This window comes from Actinoplanes sp. NPDC026619, from assembly GCF_040638295.1.
Lineage (GTDB): Bacteria > Actinomycetota > Actinomycetes > Mycobacteriales > Micromonosporaceae > Actinoplanes.
Genome location: NZ_JBEZYA010000009.1, coordinates 242,212 through 264,848 on the forward strand (window position 1 = coordinate 242,212; position 22,637 = coordinate 264,848).

The 22,637-nt window shown below is 69.5% G+C and carries 24 protein-coding genes and 1 tRNA gene; 11 read left to right on the forward strand and 14 right to left on the reverse strand.

Annotation, left to right across the window (positions count from 1 at the left end; translation table 11 throughout):
• Positions 1–369 precede the first annotated feature (369 nt).
• On the forward strand, positions 370–1,374 hold the full coding sequence (locus tag AB0E90_RS21655; protein WP_360408211.1) for a sigma-70 family RNA polymerase sigma factor: 1,005 nt from the start codon (positions 370–372) through the stop codon (positions 1,372–1,374).
• Between the two features lie 73 nt (positions 1,375–1,447).
• On the opposite strand, the gene AB0E90_RS21660 is transcribed toward AB0E90_RS21655, so the two are convergent.
• The 3 genes from AB0E90_RS21660 to AB0E90_RS21670 form a co-directional block, all read right to left on the reverse strand.
• A complete protein-coding gene (locus tag AB0E90_RS21660) occupies positions 1,448–2,380 on the reverse strand; it encodes an NlpC/P60 family protein (RefSeq protein WP_360408214.1) in 933 nt (310 codons plus the stop codon).
• A 411-nt stretch (positions 2,381–2,791) separates the two neighbouring features.
• A complete protein-coding gene (locus tag AB0E90_RS21665) occupies positions 2,792–3,109 on the reverse strand; it encodes a DUF3817 domain-containing protein (protein ID WP_360408217.1) in 318 nt (105 codons plus the stop codon).
• Between the two features lie 10 nt (positions 3,110–3,119).
• Positions 3,120–3,533, reverse strand: a complete 414-nt coding sequence (locus AB0E90_RS21670) for a hypothetical protein (RefSeq protein WP_360408220.1) — start codon at positions 3,531–3,533, stop codon at positions 3,120–3,122.
• A gap of 273 nt (positions 3,534–3,806) precedes the next feature.
• Between AB0E90_RS21670 and AB0E90_RS21675 the strand changes: the two genes are divergently transcribed.
• Both AB0E90_RS21675 and AB0E90_RS21680 read left to right on the forward strand, forming a co-directional pair.
• On the forward strand, positions 3,807–3,995 hold the full coding sequence (locus AB0E90_RS21675; RefSeq protein ID WP_360408223.1) for a hypothetical protein: 189 nt from the start codon (positions 3,807–3,809) through the stop codon (positions 3,993–3,995).
• A 99-nt stretch (positions 3,996–4,094) separates the two neighbouring features.
• Positions 4,095–4,820, forward strand: a complete 726-nt coding sequence (locus tag AB0E90_RS21680) for an ANTAR domain-containing protein (RefSeq protein WP_360408226.1) — start codon at positions 4,095–4,097, stop codon at positions 4,818–4,820.
• 93 nt (positions 4,821–4,913) lie between these two features.
• Here the strand turns inward: AB0E90_RS21680 and AB0E90_RS21685 are convergent, their stop codons facing one another.
• From AB0E90_RS21685 to AB0E90_RS21700, 4 genes are all read right to left on the reverse strand, one after another.
• The gene (locus AB0E90_RS21685; RefSeq protein WP_360408229.1) at positions 4,914–6,629 is read right to left on the reverse strand and encodes an MDR family MFS transporter; all 1,716 of its coding nucleotides are present in this window, start codon (positions 6,627–6,629) and stop codon (positions 4,914–4,916) included.
• A complete protein-coding gene (locus AB0E90_RS21690; RefSeq protein ID WP_360408232.1) occupies positions 6,626–7,114 on the reverse strand; it encodes a MarR family transcriptional regulator in 489 nt (162 codons plus the stop codon). Before AB0E90_RS21690 ends, AB0E90_RS21685 begins: the two co-directional genes overlap by 4 nt.
• A gap of 90 nt (positions 7,115–7,204) precedes the next feature.
• Positions 7,205–7,795, reverse strand: coding sequence for a 50S ribosomal protein L11 methyltransferase (locus tag AB0E90_RS21695; protein ID WP_360408235.1), 591 nt, complete (start codon positions 7,793–7,795; stop codon positions 7,205–7,207).
• 54 nt (positions 7,796–7,849) lie between these two features.
• Entirely contained in the window at positions 7,850–8,341 is a 492-nt protein-coding gene (locus tag AB0E90_RS21700; RefSeq protein ID WP_360408238.1) for a hypothetical protein, read from the reverse strand.
• 220 nt (positions 8,342–8,561) lie between these two features.
• Between AB0E90_RS21700 and AB0E90_RS21705 the strand changes: the two genes are divergently transcribed.
• Both AB0E90_RS21705 and AB0E90_RS21710 read left to right on the forward strand, forming a co-directional pair.
• Positions 8,562–9,215 (forward strand): response regulator transcription factor, encoded by a 654-nt coding sequence (locus AB0E90_RS21705; RefSeq protein WP_360408241.1) that lies wholly within the window; start codon positions 8,562–8,564, stop codon positions 9,213–9,215.
• A gap of 103 nt (positions 9,216–9,318) precedes the next feature.
• Positions 9,319–10,761, forward strand: coding sequence for a hypothetical protein (locus AB0E90_RS21710; protein ID WP_360408244.1), 1,443 nt, complete (start codon positions 9,319–9,321; stop codon positions 10,759–10,761).
• 75 nt (positions 10,762–10,836) lie between these two features.
• Here AB0E90_RS21710 and serA read toward each other — a convergent pair whose 3' ends face one another.
• Positions 10,837–12,048: a phosphoglycerate dehydrogenase gene (serA, locus tag AB0E90_RS21715; protein ID WP_360408247.1), complete on the reverse strand. Its 1,212-nt coding sequence runs from the start codon at positions 12,046–12,048 to the stop codon at positions 10,837–10,839.
• A 172-nt stretch (positions 12,049–12,220) separates the two neighbouring features.
• Positions 12,221–13,141 carry a phosphotransferase gene (locus tag AB0E90_RS21720; RefSeq protein WP_360408250.1) on the reverse strand — a complete coding sequence of 307 codons (921 nt, stop codon included), beginning with the start codon at positions 13,139–13,141 and terminating at the stop codon, positions 12,221–12,223.
• 130 nt (positions 13,142–13,271) lie between these two features.
• Between AB0E90_RS21720 and AB0E90_RS21725 the strand changes: the two genes are divergently transcribed.
• Entirely contained in the window at positions 13,272–14,207 is a 936-nt protein-coding gene (locus AB0E90_RS21725; RefSeq protein WP_360408253.1) for a DMT family transporter, read from the forward strand.
• Here AB0E90_RS21725 and AB0E90_RS21730 read toward each other — a convergent pair.
• Positions 14,204–15,328 (reverse strand): ATP-binding protein, encoded by a 1,125-nt coding sequence (locus AB0E90_RS21730; protein WP_360408256.1) that lies wholly within the window; start codon positions 15,326–15,328, stop codon positions 14,204–14,206. The two genes, AB0E90_RS21725 and AB0E90_RS21730, sit on opposite strands and share 4 nt — an antisense overlap.
• Positions 15,325–15,978 carry a response regulator transcription factor gene (locus AB0E90_RS21735; protein WP_360408259.1) on the reverse strand — a complete coding sequence of 218 codons (654 nt, stop codon included), beginning with the start codon at positions 15,976–15,978 and terminating at the stop codon, positions 15,325–15,327. Before AB0E90_RS21735 ends, AB0E90_RS21730 begins: the two co-directional genes overlap by 4 nt.
• A gap of 127 nt (positions 15,979–16,105) precedes the next feature.
• Between AB0E90_RS21735 and AB0E90_RS21740 the strand changes: the two genes are divergently transcribed.
• From AB0E90_RS21740 to AB0E90_RS21755, 4 genes are read left to right on the forward strand one after another with little or no spacing between them, the layout of a single operon-like run.
• Complete coding sequence (locus AB0E90_RS21740) at positions 16,106–16,693, forward strand: hypothetical protein (RefSeq protein WP_360408262.1); 588 nt, start codon at positions 16,106–16,108, stop codon at positions 16,691–16,693.
• On the forward strand, positions 16,690–17,748 hold the full coding sequence (locus tag AB0E90_RS21745) for a peptidoglycan-binding protein (RefSeq protein WP_360408265.1): 1,059 nt from the start codon (positions 16,690–16,692) through the stop codon (positions 17,746–17,748). Before AB0E90_RS21740 ends, AB0E90_RS21745 begins: the two co-directional genes overlap by 4 nt.
• A 38-nt stretch (positions 17,749–17,786) precedes the next feature.
• Positions 17,787–18,437: an ABC transporter ATP-binding protein gene (locus AB0E90_RS21750; RefSeq protein ID WP_360408492.1), complete on the forward strand. Its 651-nt coding sequence runs from the start codon at positions 17,787–17,789 to the stop codon at positions 18,435–18,437.
• A complete protein-coding gene (locus tag AB0E90_RS21755; protein WP_360408268.1) occupies positions 18,438–19,619 on the forward strand; it encodes an ABC transporter permease in 1,182 nt (393 codons plus the stop codon).
• A 64-nt stretch (positions 19,620–19,683) separates the two neighbouring features.
• On the opposite strand, the gene AB0E90_RS21760 is transcribed toward AB0E90_RS21755, so the two are convergent.
• On the reverse strand, positions 19,684–20,316 hold the full coding sequence (locus AB0E90_RS21760) for a DUF4360 domain-containing protein (protein ID WP_360408495.1): 633 nt from the start codon (positions 20,314–20,316) through the stop codon (positions 19,684–19,686).
• Positions 20,317–20,666: 350 nt separating this feature from the next.
• Here AB0E90_RS21760 and AB0E90_RS21765 point away from each other — a divergent pair, with 350 nt between their 5' ends.
• Positions 20,667–21,266 (forward strand): DUF4360 domain-containing protein, encoded by a 600-nt coding sequence (locus AB0E90_RS21765; protein ID WP_360408271.1) that lies wholly within the window; start codon positions 20,667–20,669, stop codon positions 21,264–21,266.
• Positions 21,267–21,385: 119 nt separating this feature from the next.
• Here the strand turns inward: AB0E90_RS21765 and AB0E90_RS21770 are convergent.
• Positions 21,386–21,458 (reverse strand) — tRNA-Arg (locus AB0E90_RS21770).
• A gap of 14 nt (positions 21,459–21,472) precedes the next feature.
• Positions 21,473–22,492, reverse strand: a complete 1,020-nt coding sequence (locus AB0E90_RS21775; RefSeq protein ID WP_360408274.1) for an alpha/beta hydrolase — start codon at positions 22,490–22,492, stop codon at positions 21,473–21,475.
• Between the last annotated feature and the right edge of the window lie 145 nt (positions 22,493–22,637).

Genomic DNA, 22,637 nt, shown 5'->3' on the forward strand with positions numbered 1-22,637 from the left:
TTGTTTCAGGCCGGTCGCGAAGCTGTCGATGCTGCACCTGAACCTGGGACGGCTACCGGCCGTACTGGGTAGTGACGAGCGTCCCAAGGTCAGTGGTGATGCCCGTCGCTGCGACGGATGAGGGGCCGATGGTGTCATTGAGACTCATACGGGTATGCGTGAGGCAGCGCGACGACCACGGCTGCGCCGCGCGGAATGCCGACACCGGCCGGATGCCCTCCCTCAGGAACATCGCACTCGGCTCTCAGGAATCGCTCAGGCATTCGTGACACTTTCGACCCACCAGCCGGAATCAGTGCGAGCAGCCATTTGTTGTGTAGATGCCAGTAGCCGCAATGAACGATCTGCGGACGTTACGGGGAGGAACTGATGGATACAGGGTTTGCCCGTAACGGGTTTAGTAGTGCAAGCAATGAGGGGACCGTGGGCAACGTGGAGAAGAGCACCGTCATGCGGACCGATCAGGTCGCCGAGGAGCGGGACCTGGTCGGCGTCTACCTGCACGAGATCTCCCGGACGCCGCTGCTGGACGCAGCTCAGGAAGTCGAGCTCTCCAAGCAGATCGAGGCGGGCCTCTACGCGGAGTTCCTCCTCGACGAAGGCAGCGCCAAGCCGGGTGTGAGCCGGGAAGAGCTGGAGCGCCTGGTCCAGGAGGGTCAGCGCGCGAAGGACCTGTTCATCCGGGCCAACCTGCGACTGGTCGTGTCGATCGCCCGCCGTTACGTGCGGTCGGGCATGCCGATGCTGGACCTCATCCAGGAGGGCAACACCGGCCTCGTCCGGGCGGTCGAGAAGTTCGACTACGAGCGTGGCTACAAGTTCTCGACCTACGCGACGTGGTGGGTGCGCCAGGCGATCAGCCGGGCCATCGCCCAGCAGGAGCGCACCGTGCGCCTCCCCGTGCACCTGGTCGAGGACGTCAACCGGATGCGCAACGTCACCCGGCAGCTGGTCCGCGAGCTGGGCGCCGACCCGGAGCCCGACCAGATCGCCGCGGCCCTGGGCGTGACCGTCGAGCGGGTCAACGAGCTCACCCGGTGGGCGCAGGACACGGTTTCGCTGGACACGCCGGTCGGCGATGACGGCGACACCAACCTGGGCGACCTGGTGGCCGACAGCGACGCGCCGTCGCCCGAGGAGATCGTGCTGACCGCATTGGAGCGGCAGCGCATCGAGGGCCTGCTCAACCACCTCGACGACCGGTCGGCCGGCATCATGCGGGCCCGCTACGGTCTCGAGGACGGCCGGGAGCACTCGCTGACCGAGGTGGCCTCGCGCTTCTCGCTCAGCCGGGAGCGCATCCGCCAGCTCGAGATCCAGGCGCTCGGCCGGCTGCGCGAGCTGGCTCGCGCCGAGGGCCTGCAGGCCGCGTAACCAACTTCAAGGCAACATCCCCCGACACGAAAAGGCCGGTACCCCGAGGGGTACCGGCCTTCTGCGTTGCCAGTTACTTGACCCGGCCGTAGCCGTACGGGGTCATGATGTTGATCGACCTCTTCTTGATCGGCTCGCCCTCACGGGACGCGTCGATGATCATGCCGCCGCCGACGTAGAGGCCGACGTGGCCGAGGCTGCGATAGAACACCAGGTCGCCCGGCTGCAGCTGGGATTTAGTGATGCGCGCGGTGGCGCTGTACTGCGCCGCGGCGTTGTGCGGCAGCGACTTGCCGGCGGCGTCCCACGCGGCCATGGTGAGGCCGGAGCAGTCGAACGTGTTCGGTCCGGCGTCGCCGTAGCCGTAGTAGGCCGGCTTGTTGGCCTGCTTGTACGCGAAGCTCACCGCGACGCCCGCCGAACCGGCGATGGCCGGAGCCTTGCCCGCGGCGCCCGAGACGCCCGTCTCGGTGGCGCTGCCGTAGGCCTGCTCGCGCATGGCCCGCAGCTTCTTGATGTCGCCCTCGATCTTCTTCTTCCGCGCCTCGATCTCCTTGAACTGCGCAGTCTGCTTGGCCTGCGTGGTCTTCAGGGCGGCGGAGCGGGTGTTGAAGGTCTCCGTGGTCTCGGTGTACGCGTTGATGTCGCGCTGGTTGGACCGCTGGATCAGGTCGAGGTAGCTCATCCGGTCGATGAGGCCGCCGTTCCCGTCGCTGTCGCCGAGCATCGCGGCCATCGGGCCGATCCGCCCCTGCATGTACGACGTGGACGCGATGTTGTTGACCTGGGCGCTGGCGACCAGGAGCTTCGCCTTGGCCGGGGCGATCGACGCGGCCAGGTTCTTCTGGTCGCTCGCCGTCTTGGCGAGGTCGATCTTGAGTTTGTTGTACGACTCGGTGATGTCCTCGAGCTGGTTCGAAGCAGTCTCGATCTGCTTCTTCAGCTCGGTCTCGGAGGGCGCGGCGTGCGCCGGGGTCGCCAAGAACCCACTGACCGCGATCGCCATCGCCGCGACCACGAGTGACCGAAGCCTGGTTCGGGGGTGTGGCACCGGTAACTGGCCTTTCTTCCGCTCGGCCGCCTACCGGGTTAGCTGACGCCGGAGTTCCTGGAGGATCAGTGGGCTCGGAAGACTGCCCTACCGCTTGCGCGGATTCACCCCAGGAACGCGGTTCCCCGGTTCTGCCGCGACGACCGGGAGTGCTCGGGGGAGAGCACGCGGTCACCGCGCCGATTCGGCGGCGTTGGCCGGTGCCACCGAGGGTTTGTGGCTGCGGACCGATCCAACCGCACCAACTTATCGGCGCCTAAAACAAAATCAAGATCTGGCCGGGGAATTTAAGACAAAGGTCAGGAATGCGGTAATGATCCAGATAACGCATTGTCATTTGCCGAGGACGCCGCGTTATTCAGCGGCTCAAACTGGACTTTTCGCCAGCTCGGCGGGGATCCACACGCGAGAGACCTTACGCTCGGCCCAGAACGATAGAAACGGGATCGTGCCGGCCGCCATCACCAGAAGCATGCGCGGAAATGCCCAACCGGCCCGGCGGGCGAGATCGAACGTCAGCACCAGGTAGACCATGAACAGAAAACCGTGCGCCGGCCCGACGGTCGCCACCACGGTGTCGTTGTCGCCCAGGTATTTCAGCGGCATGCCGACCACGACCAGCGCGAGCAGGCACACGCCGACGATCCACGCGATGATCCGGTAGCGGGTCAGGGCTCCCTGCACGATCCACGTCCTATTTCGTCGAGTAGCCGGGGTAGTCCGCCGGGCGCGCGCCCGGGTGCTCGGCCAGCCAGCTGAGGTAGTCGTTGTAGGCGCTCAGCTCGGGGTCGTCGTCGGCCGCGGAGCCGCGCACGGCCACCCGAACCGGACGGCCGACGCTAACAGGCGAACCTGGGAGCCTTTCCGGCTCTTGTTCGGGTTCCTCCGGGGTGGTGGCCGGCGGCTTGAGCGCGAGCTGCACCTCGCGCCACCACAGGAACGCGAAGAAGCCGGCGAAGACCGGCCACTCGAACGTGTAACCCCAACTGAGCGAGTTGCCGCCGCTCGCCCGGCTGAACTGCCACCAGCCCAGGCCGAGGCAGCCGATCACCACGAGCAGGGCAAGGACGTGCCGCGCTATCCACGCCGGCGTCCAGAGCCCCTTCATGAGGCGAGAATACCGGCGAGCCAACTGTGGTCCGCGTCACAACACCTTATGGAATCGCGCGCGGTGACCGACCGTTGATAGCGGATGTCGGTGTGTCCAGTGTCCCCGGGCCTCACCACTAATGCCTTCACGGAATACCGTTCGGCTGGAGCCGTGTCGTGCCACTCGCCGAGAGGCGACATGCACACCGACATCTTGTGGGCGTCGCCCCCGGGTTCACCCGGGGGCGACGTTCTTGTTTGGGGCGCCCTTCGGGCGGGGTACTTGATCAGCATGACTGACGATCGGGTGTCGCAACGCGCCGCGGACCTGCTCCCGGAGGAGCGCGCGGCCGGAAGCGCCGACCCGCAGGCCCAGGCGCAGGCGATCCTGGCCGACTCGGACGAGCGTGAGTTCGCCCCGGAGCCGGCCGAGGAACGCCGCTCGGGCGAGGCGGCCGCGTCCGGCGACGCCACTCGGTAGAGGCAACGAACTTCCGTGCCTGTCGATGGTCGTGGCAGTATGCCCCGCGTGTCTGCCCCGAATCGCCGGATTTCGTCCCCGCTGCGTGGTCCCGCGCGTTTGCTGAGGCGCCCCGCGCGCACCCGCAGCGGTGCGCGTTCCGCCGCCCTGAGCGGCCCGCACGCGGTCGAACTCGCCGGACTCCTGCACGAGCTCTCGATGCTCCTTCTCGGGGCGGAGAGCTTCGCTGCGGCGCTCGAACGCCTGGCGGCCTTCACGGCCGGGGCGGTGCCGGGCACGGTCCGCTGCTCGGTCACCCTGATCGGCGAGGGCGGCCCACCCACCTGCACCGCGCACGGTTCGTGCGGCGAGAGGCTCGACACGCTTGCGTACGAGCTGAGCACCGGCCCCGGGCTCGACGCCGCCCGCACCCGCAGCCTCACCACGTCGGAGGACCTGTCCACCGACGAGCGCTGGCCGCAGTTCGCGGCGCCGGCGCTCGAGGCCGGGATCCACGGCGTGGTGGCGATCCCGTTGGACGTCCCGCGGGCCGAGGTGGGCGCGGTCAGCCTCTATCTCGATCGGCCGGGCGGGCTCGCCCCCGATCTGCTGATCACCGCGATGGCCGTGGTCAACCAGGCCGAGGTGCTGCTCGGCGAGCTGCGCCGGCGGGACCAGACGAGCACCGACGCGACCGTCGACCGGGCGGTCGGCGTGATCATCGCGCAGCGGGGCTGCGGCGTGCGCGAGGCCTACGACGTGCTCGGGGAGACCGCCCAGCGCCTCGGCCTGGACCGCCGGACCGTCGCCGACCGCCTGGTGGCCGCGGCCGCCCGTAACGCCTGAGGACACCCGCCGGGACGACGAAAAGCCGGGACCGCGTGACGGTCCCGGCTTTTCGGTGACGTGCTCCGGGCGTACACCCGGAGGGTCTTGCTCTTAGGTGTCCTTGCCCGCGGGGACCTTGTCGTGGCCCGGGCCGGCGCCGACCTCGCCCGGCACGCCGTCGCTGTTCTCGGCGGCCAGGATGTCGTCAGCGCGCTGCTGCTGGGCCGAGCGCTGCGACAGCGGGATCTCCGGCAGGAAGAACACCACGATCAGGCCGATCACCATGATCGCGAGGGCCATCAGGAAGACCACCTGGATGCCGTCCGAGAAGCCGGTCTTGAACGGGTGGGCGAGGACGTCGGTGAGCTTGTTGATCCACGAGGTGTCGCTCAGGTCGTTGCTGCCGCCGCCACTGGTGGCCTGCTGCAGGATCTTCGCCTGGTCGGGGTGGTCGGCCAGCGCCTTCTGGAAGTCGGGCGTCCGCGCGGCCGCGGTGAACGAGTCGCTGATCTTGCCGGGCAACACGTTGAACAGCACGGACAGGAAGATCGCGGTGCCGAGCGTGCCGCCCATCGAGCGGAAGAACGTCACCGAGCTGGTGGCCACGCCGATCTCCCGCGGGTTGACCGCGTTCTGTACCGCCGTGATCATCGGCTGCATGTTGCCGCCCAGCCCGAGGCCCATGACCACCATGATCAGCATGGTCTGCCAGAGCGGGGTGTCCGCGCCGATCAGCGAGAAAAGTCCCAGCGCGACCAGCATCAGCGAGCTGCCGATGATCGGGAAGATGCGGTAACGGCCGGTGCGGGCGATCAGCTGACCGGCGGTGATCGAGCCGGCCATGATGCCCAGCACGAACGGGATCATCTGCAGGCCGGCCTGCGTCGCCGACGAGCCCTTCACGATCTGCAGGTACAGCGGGACGGTCATCAGGCCGCCGAACATCGCCATGCCGAGGATGCTGCTGGAGGCCGCGCCGACGGCGACCGTGCGGTTGCGGAACAGCCGCAGCGGCAGCAGCGCCTCGTCGCCGTAGGCGCGCTCGGCGAAGATGAACGCGACGATGCCGATGACGCCGACCGCGAAGCAGGCGAGCGACCGGCCGGAGCCCCAGCCCCAGTCGCGGCCCTGCTCGGCCACGGTCAGCAGCGGCACCAGGCCGACGATCAGGCTGAGCGCGCCGGGCCAGTCGATCCGGTGGTCGGTGCGGTGGTGCGGCAGGTGCAGGACCCGGGCCACGACGGCCATCGCGGCGACGCCGATCGGCACGTTCAGGTAGAACACCCAGCGCCAGCCGTCCACCCAGAGGATGGTGTCGGCGCCGGCGAAGAAACCGCCCAGGATCGGGCCGATGACGCTCGCGGTGCCGAAGACGGCCAGGAAGAGGCCCTGGTAACGGGCCCGTTCGCGGGGCGGCACGATGTCGCCGATGATCACCAGGGCCAGCGACATGAGGCCGCCGGCGCCGATGCCCTGGATCGCGCGGAAGGCGGCCAGCTCGTACATGTTCTGGGACAGGCCGCAGAGCATCGAGCCGACGATGAAGATGCCGATCGCGAACAGGAAGAACGGCCGCCGCCCGTAGATGTCGGACAACTTGCCGTACAGCGGCGTGGAGATCGTCGACGTGATGAGGAACGCCGTGGTGGCCCACGCCTGCAGGTTGAAGCCGTGCAGGTCGTCGGCGATCGTCCGGGTCGCGGTCGCCATGATGGTCTGGTCGAGCGCGGCCAGGAACATACCCATCATCAGCCCACCGAGAATGGTGAGGATCTGCCTATGGGTGAACTCTGAGGAGGGCGCTGCCTCGGTCTTGGGGTTGCTCACGCGATCTCCCGTGGTGATGTCGCGGCCGGCTCACTTCGCAGGTGTGACTCGACCGCCGTATTGAATTCGCTGAAGAGCTCGACGAACGTCTCGACACGTTCGGCCGGCCAACTGCTCAGCGCCTCGGCGAGCATTGCCTCGCGGGCGTCGTGCAGCTTCCGGCAGGCGTCCAGGCCGGCCTCGGTGATCGCCAGCCGCGATGCCCGCCCGTCCTCCGGGTCGGCCTCGCGCCGGGCCAGGCCGGCTTTCACCAGTTGTGCGGCCTGCCGGCTGACCGTCGACGGGTCGGCCTGCTTGGCCTCGGCCAGGTCGGTCACCCGCATCGGGCCGAGGTGGCGCAACGGGAAGAGCAGCATCAGCGCGGAGAACTCCGCACCCAGATCTCCCCGGTTGAGCATGCTCTTGGCCCGCGCGCCCAGCCGGAAGAACCGCATAAGTTCGTCGGCCAGTCGGCTCGGACCGGTCCTGCTGTCCGATTCATGCACGCTGTTCTCCGCCGGCTTGATTAATGCATGCAGCCTACAACTGGTTGCGTGATGAAAGCATCTCGGTTTACCGCCCGCGGAGAGTGACGCTCATCGCATCCGCCAGACCCTGGTCGCGAGCGACTCGGCTTCCTCCAGCGCGGCCGGGACCGGCACGACGTACTCGGCCAGCGCAGTGAAGAGCCGTTCTGGGAAGTACCCCCGTCCGGGGTCACCAACCAGGACTTCCGCGGAATTTCGGCGGGCCTCGCGAAGAATTCCGGTCATTTGGGCGGCAACCGTCGGGCTGTAGAAGACGTCGCCCGCCAGGATCACCTCGGGCCGGTCCGGGGTGTCACCGACCGTGACGTCGTTGGCGGCGGCGTTGCGGCGTGCGGCCGCCGCCGCGGCCGGGTCGAGATCGGTGGCGGTGACCTGGGCGGCGCCGGCCTTGGCGGCGGCGATGGCGGCGACCCCGGAGCCGGTGGCCAGATCGTGCACGCGTTTGCCGGCCACCGTCTCCGGATGGTCCAGGACGAAGCGGGCGAGGGCCTGGCCGCCGGCCCAGACGAAGGCCCAGAACGGCGGCGGCTCGTCGCTGCGGAACTCGCCGCCGGTGAGATCGAAGAGGCCGACCCGGTCATTCTCCAGGTAGAGAGAGATCTCCGGGGCGAGCGGGACAGGCGTCAGGGCGGTCGGCACCCGGCGATTTTGCGCCTCCGCGCGCCCGCGCGCCGCCGATTTCTCAGGCGGCGCTCAGTTGACCGGGGTCGCCTCGGCGCGCTGGGCCATCATCAGCTTCGCCCGGTACTCGCTGCGGGCCTCGGCGGCCCAGCCGGCGTCCTCGTCCTCCAGCAGCGGGCGGGTGGCCAGGAACGCGGCCGCGTTCAGCGGCTTCGCGGCGCGCTCGGCGGACCGGCCGCGCGCCGCGGCGATCAGCTCCTCGAAACGGGCCACGTCGACCCGGACCCGGTCGGGGTCGAGGCGCAGGCGGCCGCGATTGATGCCGATCACCGACTCGCGCGAGCTGACGCCCGGTTCCAGATGCTTCCGAAGAACCGACAAGTCGGCCTCAACGGACTTCTTGCTCGTGCCCAGCAGCTCGGCCAGCTCCGAGATGGAGGCCTCGCCACGCAGCGCGAGCAGGGCAAGGAGCCGCCGCGGGCGGTCCCCGCCGAAGTCACGGCCGGCGAGGTGTTCGCCGCGGGTGCGGACCTCGATGCGGCCGAAGAGCTGGATGTCGAACATGAATCGAAACTCTGCGTCTGAGAGAGTTGACCGGCAAGCCCCAACGCGAGGGGTGCAGATCAACCGAAAGACTGGTGATCGCGTCCGCTTGGCCTCATCCTTCTGTCGGGCGTACCGGCGGAACGGATCCGCCCCGTCGCAGCGGCAGGCTGTTGGTAGGGCAAAGATGAGAGCTGGTACTCCTTAGACTTCCCGAGGTCCTTCGGTTGAAAGGTGGCGCATGAACAACGGCGAAGCGATCAGCGTCCTCGTCGTCGACGGCCACCAGACGTTCGCCGAGCTGCTCGGACACGCTCTGGCCGGCCAGCCGGACCTCGAGTACGTGGGTCATGCACGCACCGGAGCGGAGGCGCTGCAGCTGGTCGCACAGCTGCAGCCCAATGTGATCCTCCTCGATCCGGAACTGTCCGATGCGGACGGAATTGCGATAGCTGAGTTGATTCGCGTCCGGCAGCCGGAGACACGTGTGGTGATCCTCACTGCGAGCGATGAGCAGGCGCTCGTCGGCCGCGCGACGGCGGCCGGGGCAGCCGGCTTCCTCTCCAAGAACGGTGCGCTCGGCGACGTGCTCAACGCGCTGCGCACCGCCCACGGCGGCGGCATGACCGTCTCCACCGACATCCTGGCCCGGTTGCTGCGCAGCACCACTCCGGCGGTCGCGCCGCGCAGCAGCGGGCTCACCTCCCGCGAGGACGAGGTGCTGCATCTGATGGCGGCCGGTCTCGACGCCCGGGCGATCGCCCGCCGGCTCGGGATAAGCCTGCACACGTGCCGGGGTTACGTGAAGGCGGTGCTGGCCAAACTCGGCGCGCACAGCCAGCTGGAAGCGGTCGCGATCGCCACCCGGCGCGGCCTGATCCGTCCCAGTCGCTAGTAACTCTAAGTAGTTCCTGCTTGCACTCAACCGCGTGAACTTCAAATACGTACCTCTGACGGGGTAGCCGGATTTCCGGCGATGCGACAGGGGAGAAATCGCTGTGGACCGAGAAGCAGCTGACGACGCGTCCGATGTGGCGGTGGCCGACCCGACGGCCTTCGACACCCGGCGGAGCGGCGGCCGGGAGGGTGACACCCTCTACCGCCGTCCGCCCGCACACCCGCCGGTGGATTCGACCACCGGCGGATCATGGTTCACCGACGGCACCGACATGCCGGCGGAAGCCGAACCGTCAGAACCGGCGTTCGGGCCCGCTCCGCCCAAAACGTCCGGTCGCGCGTCGTTCGGTTTCAGCGACGGCCCGATCTCGCCGAAGCGGTCGGCGCCCACGTCGGGCGCGCCGACCGGTTCCGTGCCGGATCCCGAACCCGGCCTCTCGTCCGGCGATCTTCCGATCCGCCGCAAAGAGGCCCCGTCCGCCGGGCGGCTCCCGGCCCCTTCGCCGGCACCGGCGCCTGTTCCGGCGAGCTGGCAGCCGGCGCCCCCGGCCGACACGGACTGGCCGACATCGCCGCCGCCCGCCGCGGACTGGCCGGCTGCGGACTGGCCGGCATCGGCGCCGGCCTCCTCGAACTGGCCGCCGCCTGCCCGGCTGACGCCCGGCCTGGACACGCTGGACCGGGCGCCGGGTGCGGGCGCGCTGCGCGCCCCCTCCGGCGAGTTCGCGAGCCGCCGGCCCGCCCCTCGCGAGATCGTTCACCACGAACGGGAGGCCGCCCCCGAGCGCCAGCCACGGCAGTCACGTGGGGTGACCGTCGCGATGGTGGTGCTCAGCGCCATCGTGCTGGTCGCCGGCTCGATCGTCGGCGTCATGTACTTCTCCGGCTCCGACGAGAAGCTCGACTCGGTGCTCCAACTGGGTGCGGGCGACACCGGCAAGCGGACCGCGTCGGCGCCGCTGGACAACCGCACCAAGGCCAGTTTCGAGCTGCTCGCCGGGGTCAACACGGTGCACGTGACGATCGGCGAGCTCGGCGACGATCTCTACCGGATCTCCACACCGGACGATGCCGGCATCCTGCCCAACCCGACGATCCGCAACGACGACGTCAAGCTGCAGGTCAGCAAGGACGGCGACGGCACCGGCGGGGAGATCGAGGTGGTCCTGGCGGCCAAGGTGCGCTGGGCGCTGCGCTTCTCCGGGTACGCCGAGAAGCAGGTCATCGACCTCAGCGGCGGGCAGATCAGCGGGCTCGAGATGGTCGCGGGTATGCGTACCGCTCAATTGACCTTGTCGCAGCCCAGCGGGACCGTTCCGGTGAAGATCAATGGCGCGGTTGATTCGCTGGTGCTGAAGTCGCCGGCCGACAACCCGGTGCGGATCAAGGTGGGCGGCGGCGCGCAGACGGTGGTGGCCGGGTCACGGACGCTCAAGGACGTGGTGGCCGGGTCGACGCTGACGCCGAAGGGCTGGAACGTCGCCAACCGGTACGACGTCACCGCGGCCGCCCGGATCACGTCCCTGACCGTCGAGAGCGCCTGAGGCTGCGGAGCCGGCCGGGTGACCGGCCGGCTCCACCTCGCCTCTAGAGCACCCGGCCTCTAGAGCACCCGGCCTCTAGAGCACCCGCAGGCGGACCGTCTGCTCCATGTTGCGCAGCTGGTCGAGCACCTCGTCGCTGTAGTCGCCGCCGATGTCGGTGATCAGGTAGCCGTACTCGCCGCGGGTGCTCAGCAGCTGGCCCTCGACGTTGACCGAGTGCTGCGCCAGGATGCTGTTGACCTTGGCGAGCACGCCCGGGGTGTTGATGTGGACGTGCACGATGCGGCTCATGCCGTCCTGCTCGGGCAGCGCCACGGACGGCAGGTTGACGCTCAGCGTCGTGTTGCCGTCGGTGATGAAGTGGGCCAGCTTGTTCGCCACGAAATCACCGATGTCGGACTGCGCCTCCTCGGTCGACCCGCCGATGTGCGGGGTGAGGATGACGTTCGGCAGGCCGCGCAGCTCGGAGACGAACTCGTCGCCGCGGCCCTTCGGCTCCTTCGGGAAGACGTCGACGGCCGCGCCGGCGATGTGCCCGCCGGTCAGGGCGTCACGCAGCGCGACGTGGTCGACCACGATGCCGCGCGAGAGGTTGAGGAACAGCGCGCCCGGCTTCATCCGCTTGAACTGCTCGGCGCCGAAGAAGCCGAGGTTGCCCGGCCGGCCGTCGACGTGCAGGGTGACCACGTCGCTGGTCTCCAGCAGCTCCTCGAGGGAGGCGCAGCGGTGGGCGTTGCTCAGCGCGAGCTTGTCGGCGGTGTCGAAGAACGACACGTGCATGCCCAGGTTTTCGGCGAGCACCGACAGCTGGGTGCCGATGTTGCCGTAACCCACGATGCCGAGCCGGCGGCCGCGGATCTCGTGCGCGCCGTCCGCCGATTTGTCCCACACCCCCTGGTGCATGAGGGTGTTCTTCTCGGTCAGCCGCCGGGTCATCGCGATGATCTCGGCGATGGCCAGCTCGACCACCGAGCGGGTGTTGGAGAACGGCGCGTTGAAGACGGCGATGCCGGTCGACGACGCGGCGAGCAGGTCGATCTGGTCGGTGCCGATGCAGAACGCGCCGACCGCGACGAGACTGTCCGCGGCCTCGAGGACCTTCGCGGTCACCCGGGTCTTGGACCGGATGCCGAGCAGATGCACACCGGCGATCCGCTCGATCAGCTCGGCCTCGTCCAGGGCGTTGCTGACGGACTCGACCTCGTATCCCGCGGCTTCGAGCCGGGTCACCGCGTCGCGGTGAATGCTCTCCAACAGAAGGACTCGCACCTTGGCCTGGTCGATCATCGTGTTCCGTTCCGTGTGAGATGTTTTCGGCCGCCGGGCCGCAACGCCGAAGCCCAGAAACACCCAGCCTAATGCGCGGCCGGGTGCGGTCCGGGCAGGTGTGCCGGACCTCCCATCTGGTGCGATGGCCGTAACGACCCGGGATCCACTACGTATTTCCGGCAGCGCCGGATCAGAGGCGCTCGCGCAGCCAGGGCCGCAGGGCCTCGGCCTGCCGGCGCTGGAAGTCGCGCACCGCCGGGATCGCCGGGGGCGGCGGCAGGCGGTGGACGAACTCGAAGAGGCCGGACATGCCGGCCAGGAAATCGGTGACCACGGCCGGGTCGATGCCGTGCAGGGCCGGCGCCGGGTCGCCGCCGTGCACGTAGGCGTCGGCGCCGAGCAGCAGCCGGTCGACCCAGCCGGGCCCGACGCACCCCCACGGCCAGTCGACGATCATCACCGCGCCGTCATCGCTGCGGACCAGCATGTTGTCGGCGCGGATGTCGCAGTGCGTGAGCGTGTCGCCGGTGCCGAGGATCTCCAGGGACCGTTTCGCGGCGGCCCGCAGCTCGGGCAGTTTCCCGGCGAGCCACGGGTCGAGGTCGGCGGGCGGGTCGACGGCGATCCGCTCCCAGGCGGTGAAGTCGTCGCCGAGGCGTTCCGCCGTGGTGGGCAGGCCCGGGACCGGCGACGGGGTGAGCGCGGCGGCCAGCTCGGTCAGCGCGGCCAGGGCCGCGTCGAATTCCACGGCCACCCACGGTGTACGCGGTGGGGCGCCGTCGACGTCCTCCATGACCAGGACCACCCAGTCGCCGTCGTCGAACGCGCCGAGCAGCTCGGGGACCGGGGCGGTGCGCGGCAGCGACTCGCTCACGTGGATCTCCATCCGGGCCAGCTCGGCCGACCGGCTGTTGAGCGCCGGCGACACCGCCTTGACGAACGCCCGGGCGCCCCGCTCGGTGCGCACCCGGTCGGCGGTGCCCGGGGAGAAGCCGCCGCGCTGCGAGACGGCCTCGGTCACCGCCCCGCCGCCGATGATGCCCTCGATGCGGGAGCGAACCGCCGCCGGCAGGTCGAGCCAGCCGATCCGGGTGTTCGCCGTCTCCGTCATGCACTCGATCGTGTCAGCTTCCCGCGTTACCTGTCGTCCCGGTTTCTCCACCCCTGGGATGAGGCCAAGATCGGGGGAAATAGGGAAGCTGAGACCGGGGTCGATAGGGCAAGCTCGAAAGGGGGTGGTTATGGCGTCGCTCGGGTGGGCTGTGGTGCTGTCCGTTTTGTCGGCAACAAGCTACGCGGCCGCGGCCGTGGCCCAGGAGCGCCTGGCCAAGAACGGCCAGCGTGGCCTGGGTCGCTGGGCGGTGGCGTTGCTGCTGACCTCGGGCGGCGTGGGTCTGCACGTCGTCGCGCTCAACTTCGGCACGGTCGCGGTCGTCCAGGCCCTCGGCACCCTGACGCTGCTGTTCGCGCTGCCCATCTCGGCCCTGCGGTACCGCACCCGGATCAGCATCCCGGCCTGGATCGACGCCGGCCTGACCGTCGCCGGCCTCGCCCTGATCATGTCGCTGTCGGTCGACTCCGACGAGCCGGCCGTGCTGTCCGACACCGACGCCCACTACATCTATCTGGCCACCCTGTTCGCCGTGGTGGCCCTGGTGGTCGTCGCCGCGGTGACGGCTCCGCGCATCCGGGGGATCCTGCTGGCGTCCGCCGCGGGCGTGGCGTTCGGCGTCTCCTCGGTGCTGACCAAGGCGGTGATGGCCGACTTCACCGCCGGCGGCGTGGAAGCGATGTCCCTGCTCCTGGTGGCCATGGTCGGGCTGCTGGGCGCGGGCGGCTACCTGTTGAGCCAGTTCTCCTACCGGGGCGCCGGCCTGGCGGCCCCGCTGGCCACGGTGAGCGTCGCCAACCCGATCGTGGCCGCCGTCGCCGGCGTGATCGTCTTCGGCGAGAGCTTCCGCTTCGGCACCGCCGGCCGGGTGGTGGTGGCGCTGGCCGCGGTCGTGATGACCCTGGGCGTGATCGGCCTGGCCCGCCGCACGACGGTCCCGGCCGCCGAACAGGAACCGGCCGCCGAGCAAGAACAGGCCGCCGAGCAAGAACAGGCCGCCGAACAGGGCCCGGAGCCGGCCGCCGACGATTCCGCCGTCGCCCCGGCCGACTTCCGCACCGGTTAGATCGCCCGGGGGAGGAGCACCCGGACGATCAGGCCGCCCTCGTCTCTCGCCACCGCGGTCGCCTCGCCGCCGTGGGCCTTGGCGACGGCCCGGACGATGGACAGGCCCAGGCCGGCGCCGGGTGAGTAAAGGCGCTCGGCGCCGTAACGGTGGAACGGCTCGAACAGGCCGGGAACCTCGTACCGGGGGATCATCGGCCCGGAGTTGCTGACCTCCAGGACCACCCAGCCGTCGAGGCGGGTGCCGGTGCGCACGTGGACCCAGCCGTTCTCGGCGACGTTGTGCCGGATGCCGTTCTCCACCAGGTTCTGCACCAGGCGTTCCAGCAGGACCGGGTTGCCGGCCACGGCGGCCTCGGCCGGCTCGGCGATCACCTTCACCGTGTCGGACACCGCGACGTGGTCGACGATGTCGGCCAGATCCACATAGGAACGCTCGGAGACCGGGCGGTCCGACTGGGCCAGCAGGAGCAGGCCGTCGATCAGCCGGCTGTGCCGGTCGTTGATGGCCAGCAGCGTGGTGCCGAGGTGGCGGACCTCCGCGGGGGCGTCCTCCGGGGCCAGCGCCACCTCCAGCAGGGTGCGGTTCAGGGTCAGCGGGGTGCGCAGCTCGTGCGACGCGCTGGCGATGAAGCGGCGCTGCCCGTCGAACGAATGGTCCAGCCGGGCCAGCATGACGTCGAAGGTGTCGGCCAGCTCCTTGATCTCGTCGGTCGGGCCGGTCAGGCCGATGCGCTCGTGCAGCCCGCGATCGGCGTCCGGGGCGGTGGCGATGCGCCGGGCGGTGGCGGTGATCTGGTGCAGGGGCTGCAGCATCCGGCCGGCGATCAGCCAGCCCAGGGCGATCGCGGCCGCGCCCACCACGGCCAGCGCGATCAGCCCCTGGGTCAGCAGGGTGTGCAGAGCGGTGGTCTGGGTCCCTTCGACGATCTTCTGCACCGTCTGGGGCGCCGCCGCGCCGCCCGGCCCGTCGCCGACTTTGCTGAAGGACAGCTCGCCGGACACCGCCATCGGCAGCCGTTCCTGCACCAGGACGTAGGTGACGGCGAGCAGCACCATGCCGGCGAACAGGAACAGGCCGCCGTAGACGAGGGTCAGCCGTGCGCGGACGGTCAGCTTCATGGGATTCGGTACCCCACTCCCGGCTCGGTGAGCACCACGGGCGGTTCGCCCAGTTTGCGGCGCAATTTCAGGATCGTCATGCGTACGGCGTGGGTGAACGGGTCGGCATTTTCGTCCCAGGCCTTCTCCAGCAGCACCTCGGCTGACACCGCGATGCCGTCGGCGCGCAGCAGCTCGGTCAGCACCGCGAACTCCTTGCGGGACAACGGCACGTAGCGCCCGTCGCGGTGCACCTCGCGCCGGTGCGGGTCGAGGCTGATGCCGGCCCGGCGCAGGATCGGCGGCGCGGCCGGGCGGGACCGTCGGCCCAGGGCCGTCACCCGGGCGGACAGCTCGCGGAAGGCGAACGGCTTCGGCAGGTAGTCGTCGGCGCCCAGGGACAGTCCGGTGACCCGGTCGTCGATCCCGGCCGCCGCGGTCAGCATCAGCACCCGGGTCTCGCCCTTCTCGACGATCGCCCGGCACACCTCGTCGCCGTGCACGGCCGGCAGATCGCGGTCGAGCACCACGACGTCGTAGTCGTTGACGCCGACCCGTTCCAGCGCGGCGGCGCCGTCGTACGCCACGTCGACCGCGTGCGCCTCGTGGCGCAGGCCTTGCGCCACCGCGTCGGCCAGCAGTGGCTCGTCCTCGACCACCAGGATCCGCATGCACCTATCGTGCCGCGCGCGGGCGTCAATTCGGCGTCACGATTTTCCGTGACGGCCAGGAAACCCGTCCATCGCTGTACTTCGTTCCGTGGCGGCCGCCCGGCCGCCGGTCAGGAGACGGACGACCATGCGAACACGGACGGTCGCGGTGCTCGCTCTTACGCTGGGGCTCGCCGGAACCGGAGGGTTGGGGCTCGCCGGCTGCGGGGGCGCCGGGGCGAACGATCCGCAGGTGGCGAGCGCGCAGACGAGCACTGCCAAACCCAGTGCCAGTGCCACCGCCTCGGAGGACCCGGACGCGATGCTGCACTTCTCGCAGTGCATGCGTGACCAGGGCATCACCTGGTTCCCCGACCCGGTCGACGGGAAGATGTCGGTGCTGGAGCCGAAAGGCACCGATCACTCCAAGATGGACGCCGCGCAGGAGGCGTGCAAGAAGTTCCTGCCGAACGGCGGCGAGCCGCCGAAGTTGAGCGCCGAGCAGCTCGAAGCGGCCCGCAACATGGCCAAGTGCATGCGGGAGAACGGCATCCCGAACTTCCCGGACCCCGACCCGAACGGCGAGCTCGCCATCGACGCGTCCAAGCTGGGCGCCGAGCCCGGCGACCCGACCTTCGACAAGGCCGAGAAGGCGTGCGCGCAGTACGCGCCGAAGGGCGAGAAGCACACCGAGAACCATTCGGGTGGCGGCACCACCGTGGGACAGATCGGATGAGCGCCCGGCGAACCGCGGGCATCGCGGCCGGCGTGGTGGCGGCCGGGGCGGTGGCCGCCGCGGTCATCGTGTTCAACCTGCCCGATCCGGCGCCGGAGAGCGCCGGAGCGGCCGGCAGCACCGGCGTCAAGACGATCGACATCAGCAAGGAGACGCTGGTCGACCGGGAGACCCACGACGGGACGCTCGGGCACGGCGACACGACGACGCTGACGTCGCGGGCCGAGGGAACGGTGACCTGGCTGCCGGTCACCGGCGCGACGGTGAAGCGGGGCCAGCCGCTCTACCGGATCGACAACAAGCCGGTGGTGCTGCTCTACGGGGCGCTCCCGGCGTACCGGACCCTCGCTCCGGGGGTGAAGGGCGCGGACGTCAAGCAGTTCGAGAAGAACCTGTGGGCGCTCGGCTACCGCGGCTTCACCGTGGACAGCACGTATTCGTCGGCTACCGCCGACGCGGTCGAACAATGGCAGGACGATCTCGGGCTCGACGAGACCGGCACGGTGGCGACCGGGCAGATCGTGTACGCCGCGACCAGCATCCGGGTCGACTCGGTGACCGCCGAGAAGGGCGCGTCCGCACCGAACGGCACCGAGCTGCTGAAATACACCGGCACCACGCTGGTCGCGACCGTGGACCTGACGATGGACTCGCAGCGGCTCGCCAAGCAGGGCGCCGCCGTGCAGGTCGAGATGCCCGACGGCAAGACCGTCCCCGGGAAGATCGTCAAGGTCGCCACGACCGTCCAGCAGGGGCAGGGCGACCAGGAGGACACCACGCTGATCGAGGTCACGATCGGCTTCTCCGGCCCGGCCCCGGCCGGTCTGGACGAGGCGTCGGTGACCGCGTACTTCACTGCCTCGCAACGCAAGGACGTGCTCACCGTGCCGGTCGCGGCGCTGCTCGCGCTCTCCGAGGGCGGGTACGGCGTGCAGGTCGTCGACGGCGGCACGAACCGGATCGTCGCGGTCGAGACCGGCTTGTTCGCCGACGGCAAGGTCGAGATCACCGGCGCGGGCCTGGCCGCCGGCCTGAAGGTCGGGATGCCGGCATGAGCACCATGGTCGAGGTGGCCCCGGCCCAGCCGGGCCCGGTGATCGAGCTGACCGGGGTGACCAAGAGCTATGCCGGTGGCGTGACCGCCGTCCGGTCGGTGGATCTGTCCGTGGAGTACGGCGAGCTCGTCGCGATCGTCGGGCCATCGGGGTCGGGCAAGTCCACCATGCTGCACCTGATCGGCACGCTCGACCGGCCGTCGCAGGGCACCGTGCGGATCGACGGGCACGACGTGGCGACGCTGTCCGACCGGCAGTTGTCGGCGCTGCGGGCCCGCCGGATCGGCTTCGTCTTCCAGCAGTTCCACCTGGCGCCGGGGCGTAACGCGGTGGCCAACGTCGCCGACGGGTTGCTCTACGCCGGCGTACCGAAGAAGGAGCGGGAGTGGCGCGCCGAGGCCGCCCTCGTCCGGGTCGGTCTGGGTGACCGGCTCACCCACCGTCCGCACGAGCTCTCCGGCGGCGAGCGTCAGCGAGTTGCCATCGCCCGTGCGGTGGCCGGGGATCCGGCGGTGCTGCTCGCCGACGAACCCACCGGAAACCTCGACTCGGTCTCCGGGGCCGGGGTGGTGCAGCTGCTGCGTGAGCTGCATGAGAGCGGCACGACGGTGCTGGTCATCACGCATGACCACGACATCGCCGGCAGCCTGCCGCGGCAGATCCCGATGCGCGACGGGGAGGTGGTCTGAATGTCCCTGCGCCCGGCACGGTTGCGTCCGTCGGACCTGCTCCGGCTAGGTGGCACGGGGTTGAGCGCGAGACCCCTGCGGGCGGTGCTGTCGGCGCTCGGCATCGCCATCGGCATCGCCGCGATGACCGCCGTCGTCGGCATCTCCGCCTCCAGCCAGGCCGACCTCGACCGCGCCCTGGCCGCGCTCGGCACCAACATGCTGACGGTGACGCCCGGGCAGACGATGTTCGGCAAGGAGTCGAACCTGCCGGACGATTCGGTGTCGATGATCCGGCGGATCGCCCCGGTGCTGTCGGCGACCGCGACCGGCGCGGTGGACGGCGCGCACGTCTACCGCACCGACCGGGTCCCGGTCGCGCAGACCGGCGGCCTGGGTGTTCTCGCCGCCCAGTTGGACCTGCTCAAGACGGTCGGCGCCAGGCTGGCCGACGGTATCTGGCTCAATGCGGCGACCGCCCGTTACCCGGCGGTGGTGCTCGGTTCGGACGCGGCCCGGCGGCTCGGCAACCCGCCCACCGTGTTCATGCTGGGCCGGCTGTGGAGCGTGATCGGGACGCTCGATCCGGTGCCGCTGGCCCCGGAGCTGGACTCGGCGGCGCTGGTCGGATGGCAGGCGGCGGCCACCTATCTCGGCTTCGACGGGCATCCGACCACGGTCTACACCCGGGCGGTCGAGGCGCAGGTGGAGGCGGTCCGCGGGGTGCTCGCGCCGACCGCGAACCCGCAGCAGCCGAACGAGGTGAAGGTGTCCCGGCCGTCCGACGCGCTGGCCGCGCAGCGGACGGCGAACGCCACCTTCACCGCGTTGCTGCTGGGGCTGGGGGCGGTGGCGCTGCTGGTCGGCGGCATCGGGGTGGCCAACACGATGGTGATCTCGGTGCTGGAACGGCGGGCGGAGATCGGCCTGCGCCGGTCGCTGGGCGCGACCAAGGGACAGGTGCGCACCCAGTTCGTCACCGAGTCGCTTCTGCTGTCGCTGCTCGGCGGCGCGGCCGGGGTATTGCTCGGCTATCTGGTCACCGGGCTCTACTCGACGACACAGAGCTGGCCGACCGTGGTGCCGTTGTGGGCGCTTGCCGGCGGGGTGGGGGCAACCGTGGTGATCGGGGCGATCGCCGGCCTTTATCCGGCCATCCGGGCCGCCCGACTGGCGCCGACCGAGGCGCTTGCGTCGGCCTGAGGACACGACGGATCGCCGACCGGACTAACAATTCCGGTCGGCGATCCGTCTATTCAATTGTGAATTAGGGGCAGGTCGCCCAGGCGAAGTGGTAAATGGTGTTCAGTGCGCCGTCGGTCGAGTCCATCGAGATGAAGCTCGTGGTCTTCTTCGGGTCGGAGGTGCCGGCCATCGCCCGCAGCTCGGTGTTGATATTGAGGTTGCGCAGCGCGCCACAGGGCGCGTAGATCAGCGACGCGATCGGGATCTCGTCGCTGGACTGCCAGTCGTCGCCGAACGGGCCGTTGTAGGTGTGCGACACGTACGCGGTCTGCGACTGGCCTTGGAAGTAGTAGTTGGCCCGCTCGATGGCGCTCGCGCCCGCTTCCAGCGAGGCGAAGCCGCGGTAGTCGACCTTGCTGATCGCGTAGGTGAAGCCACTCGGGACGTGCACGACGATGTTGAGCTGGCAGTTCTTACGCCAGTCGGTGGACGTCGCGCCCACCCCGATCAGCGCCGTGTACGCCGAGTAGGTGACCGTGAAGGCGGTGTTGTCGGGCGAGACCGCGACCGCCGCGGTGCCGGCCGGGCAGCCGGTGCCGTTGACCGTCACCACGTCGATGACGATCCGGTCGGTAGGTGGTGGGACGGGCAGATCGAGATAGCCGACCGCGGATGCCGGACCGGCTATCAAGGCCGATGCGAACACCCCCAGCATGGCGCAGAAAATGTACAACGCCTTTCGCATTTGGACTCCTTCCAGAAAAGGCCCCAGCGACCTCTCGGGATGGGGTCACGCTAGTTATTACATCGAGAGGCGTCAATCTCCGATTTTCTTCCGTCATCCGGGCAGGATCGAGCGCGCGATATCGATAAGTTGATCGAGCAGAACTTTGTTCAGCAGCCAAACTTACAATAATTGACGCTTGTTAGCCCCCTTTCGGGGCGCTAGCATTCGCTCGTCTCATCAATATCGATCAATGTCTAATCTCTTGGATCGCCGAGGAGGGAACCCCGATGACCTTCAGGCTGACCGGCGCGAGATGGGTCGCACTAGCGTCCGTTACCGTGCTCTCCGCCCTGACCCTGTCCGGCCCGGCACAGGCCGAGGCCGCACTCACCCCACCCAGTGGTCAGGTCACGCTCGACGTGCAGACCGTCAACGGCTCCGGCTGCCCGGCCGGCACCGCGTCGGCGACGATGCTGTCCGACAACACGGGCTTCAAAATCAGCTACTCGCAGTACCTGGCCGAGGACGGCGGCAGCACCGACCCCACCGACTTCCGGAAGAACTGCCAGGTCAACCTGCTCGTGCACATTCCGCAGGGGTTCACCTTCGCGATCGCGCGGGCCGACTACTGGGGCAAGATGCACCTCGAGTCCGGCGCCACCGCGCTCGAACGGGCCAACTACTACTTCCAGGGCTCGTCGGACAACAACTACGTCGACCACGCGTTCACCGGGCCGTACGACGGAACGTGGCGGTCCACCGACATCACCGAGGTCGCCGACCTGGTGTGGGCGCCCTGCGGCGTCACCCGCAGCCTTAACATCAACACCGAACTGCGGGTCGCGGCCGGCACCTCGACGAAGCGCAGCTACATCTCGATGCGGGCCTCCGACGGCGAGGTCTACACCATTGTCCAGTTCCAGTGGAAGCAGTGCTGACGCTGGGGCGGTCAGCACTGCAACGAGGCGGGGGGGGGGGGGGGGGGGCCCCCCCCGCGGGGGGGGGGGGGGGCCCCCGCCCCCCCCCCCGCCTCGCTGTGCCGTCGTGGGTTGAGAAGCGCGCCCGGCAGGATTCGAACCTGCGACCGACGGATTAGAAGTCCGTTGCTCTATCCGCTGAGCTACGAGCGCTGGCCAGCCACATACTAAGCCGTCGCGGTTTGGTTGTCGTCCGCCTTGTCCTCCGGCGCCGGCGGCACCTCGACCTCCGGTGTGCCCGGCGCGGGAACGAAAGCGTCCACCCAGCGGCCCAGCTCGCGGAACACGGCCACCCGCACTTCCTTGCCGGAGAGCGTCAGATCGTGCATGCCGCCGTCGAAGCGGGCCACCGTCACCAGCGGGCCCAGGCCCGGTGCCCAGCGCGCGATGTGCTCCACATCCAGCACCGCGTCGGTGAGGCGAACATCCTCCGACCAAGCCTTACCCCGGAACGTACGGGTGGAGCAGGCCACCAGGACCGGGGCCTCGATGTGCAGGCCCGCCCGCAGCCGCTCCTGACCACGGCGGATCGCGGTCAGCCAGCCCGCGGTCACCGGGAAGCTCTCGACCGGCTTCCAGGTCAGGTCGTATGTCCACTCACCACGGTGGTCGCTGTGCAGGCTCTCGCCGTACACCGTCAGACCGGCCGTGGGGATCTTCCGATAGGGGCTGCGGCCGCTGACGCTCAGCAGTGCCGACATCAGCGGGCGCTTGATCAGCCAGGGGATGTTGAAGTCGAAGAACGGGCTGTTCAGGAACAGGCCGTCGACGATGCCGCGGCCCTGCCGCGAATGCGACCAGAGCGACGTGATCAGGCCGCCGGTGGAGTGGCCGGCCACCAGCAGCTGGTCGTGGCCGTCCTCCTCACGGATGATCCGGGCCGCCTCGTCCAGCTCCGGGTAGTAGTCGGTGAGGCTGCGGGCGAAGTTGGGCGTCTGGTGCGGGAGCAGGCTCCGGCCGTACTTGCGCAGGTCGAGGGCGTAGAAGTCCCAGCCGCGCTCGACGAAGAAGTCAGCCAGATGGGTCTGGAAGAAGTAATCCACGAAGCCGTGCACATAGAGCACGGCACGCCGGCTCGGCCGCTCGCCCCGGCGCCGCACCAGGGTCGCGACCACCGGCCCCTCGTCGTCACTGCCCAGGTCGATGGTGTGCCGCTCATAGGGCGGTCCCAGCACGTCGATCTCCACCAGCCCAGGCTACCCACGCGTAGGCCGCCGTCATACCAGATCCAACGGCCCCGGCGCCGATATCCCCAATCCACAGGCTGCCGATCAAGATCCCCTTTCGGTACGCCGCAGCCGACATGCTCGCCCTCGCAACCGTCCAACACAG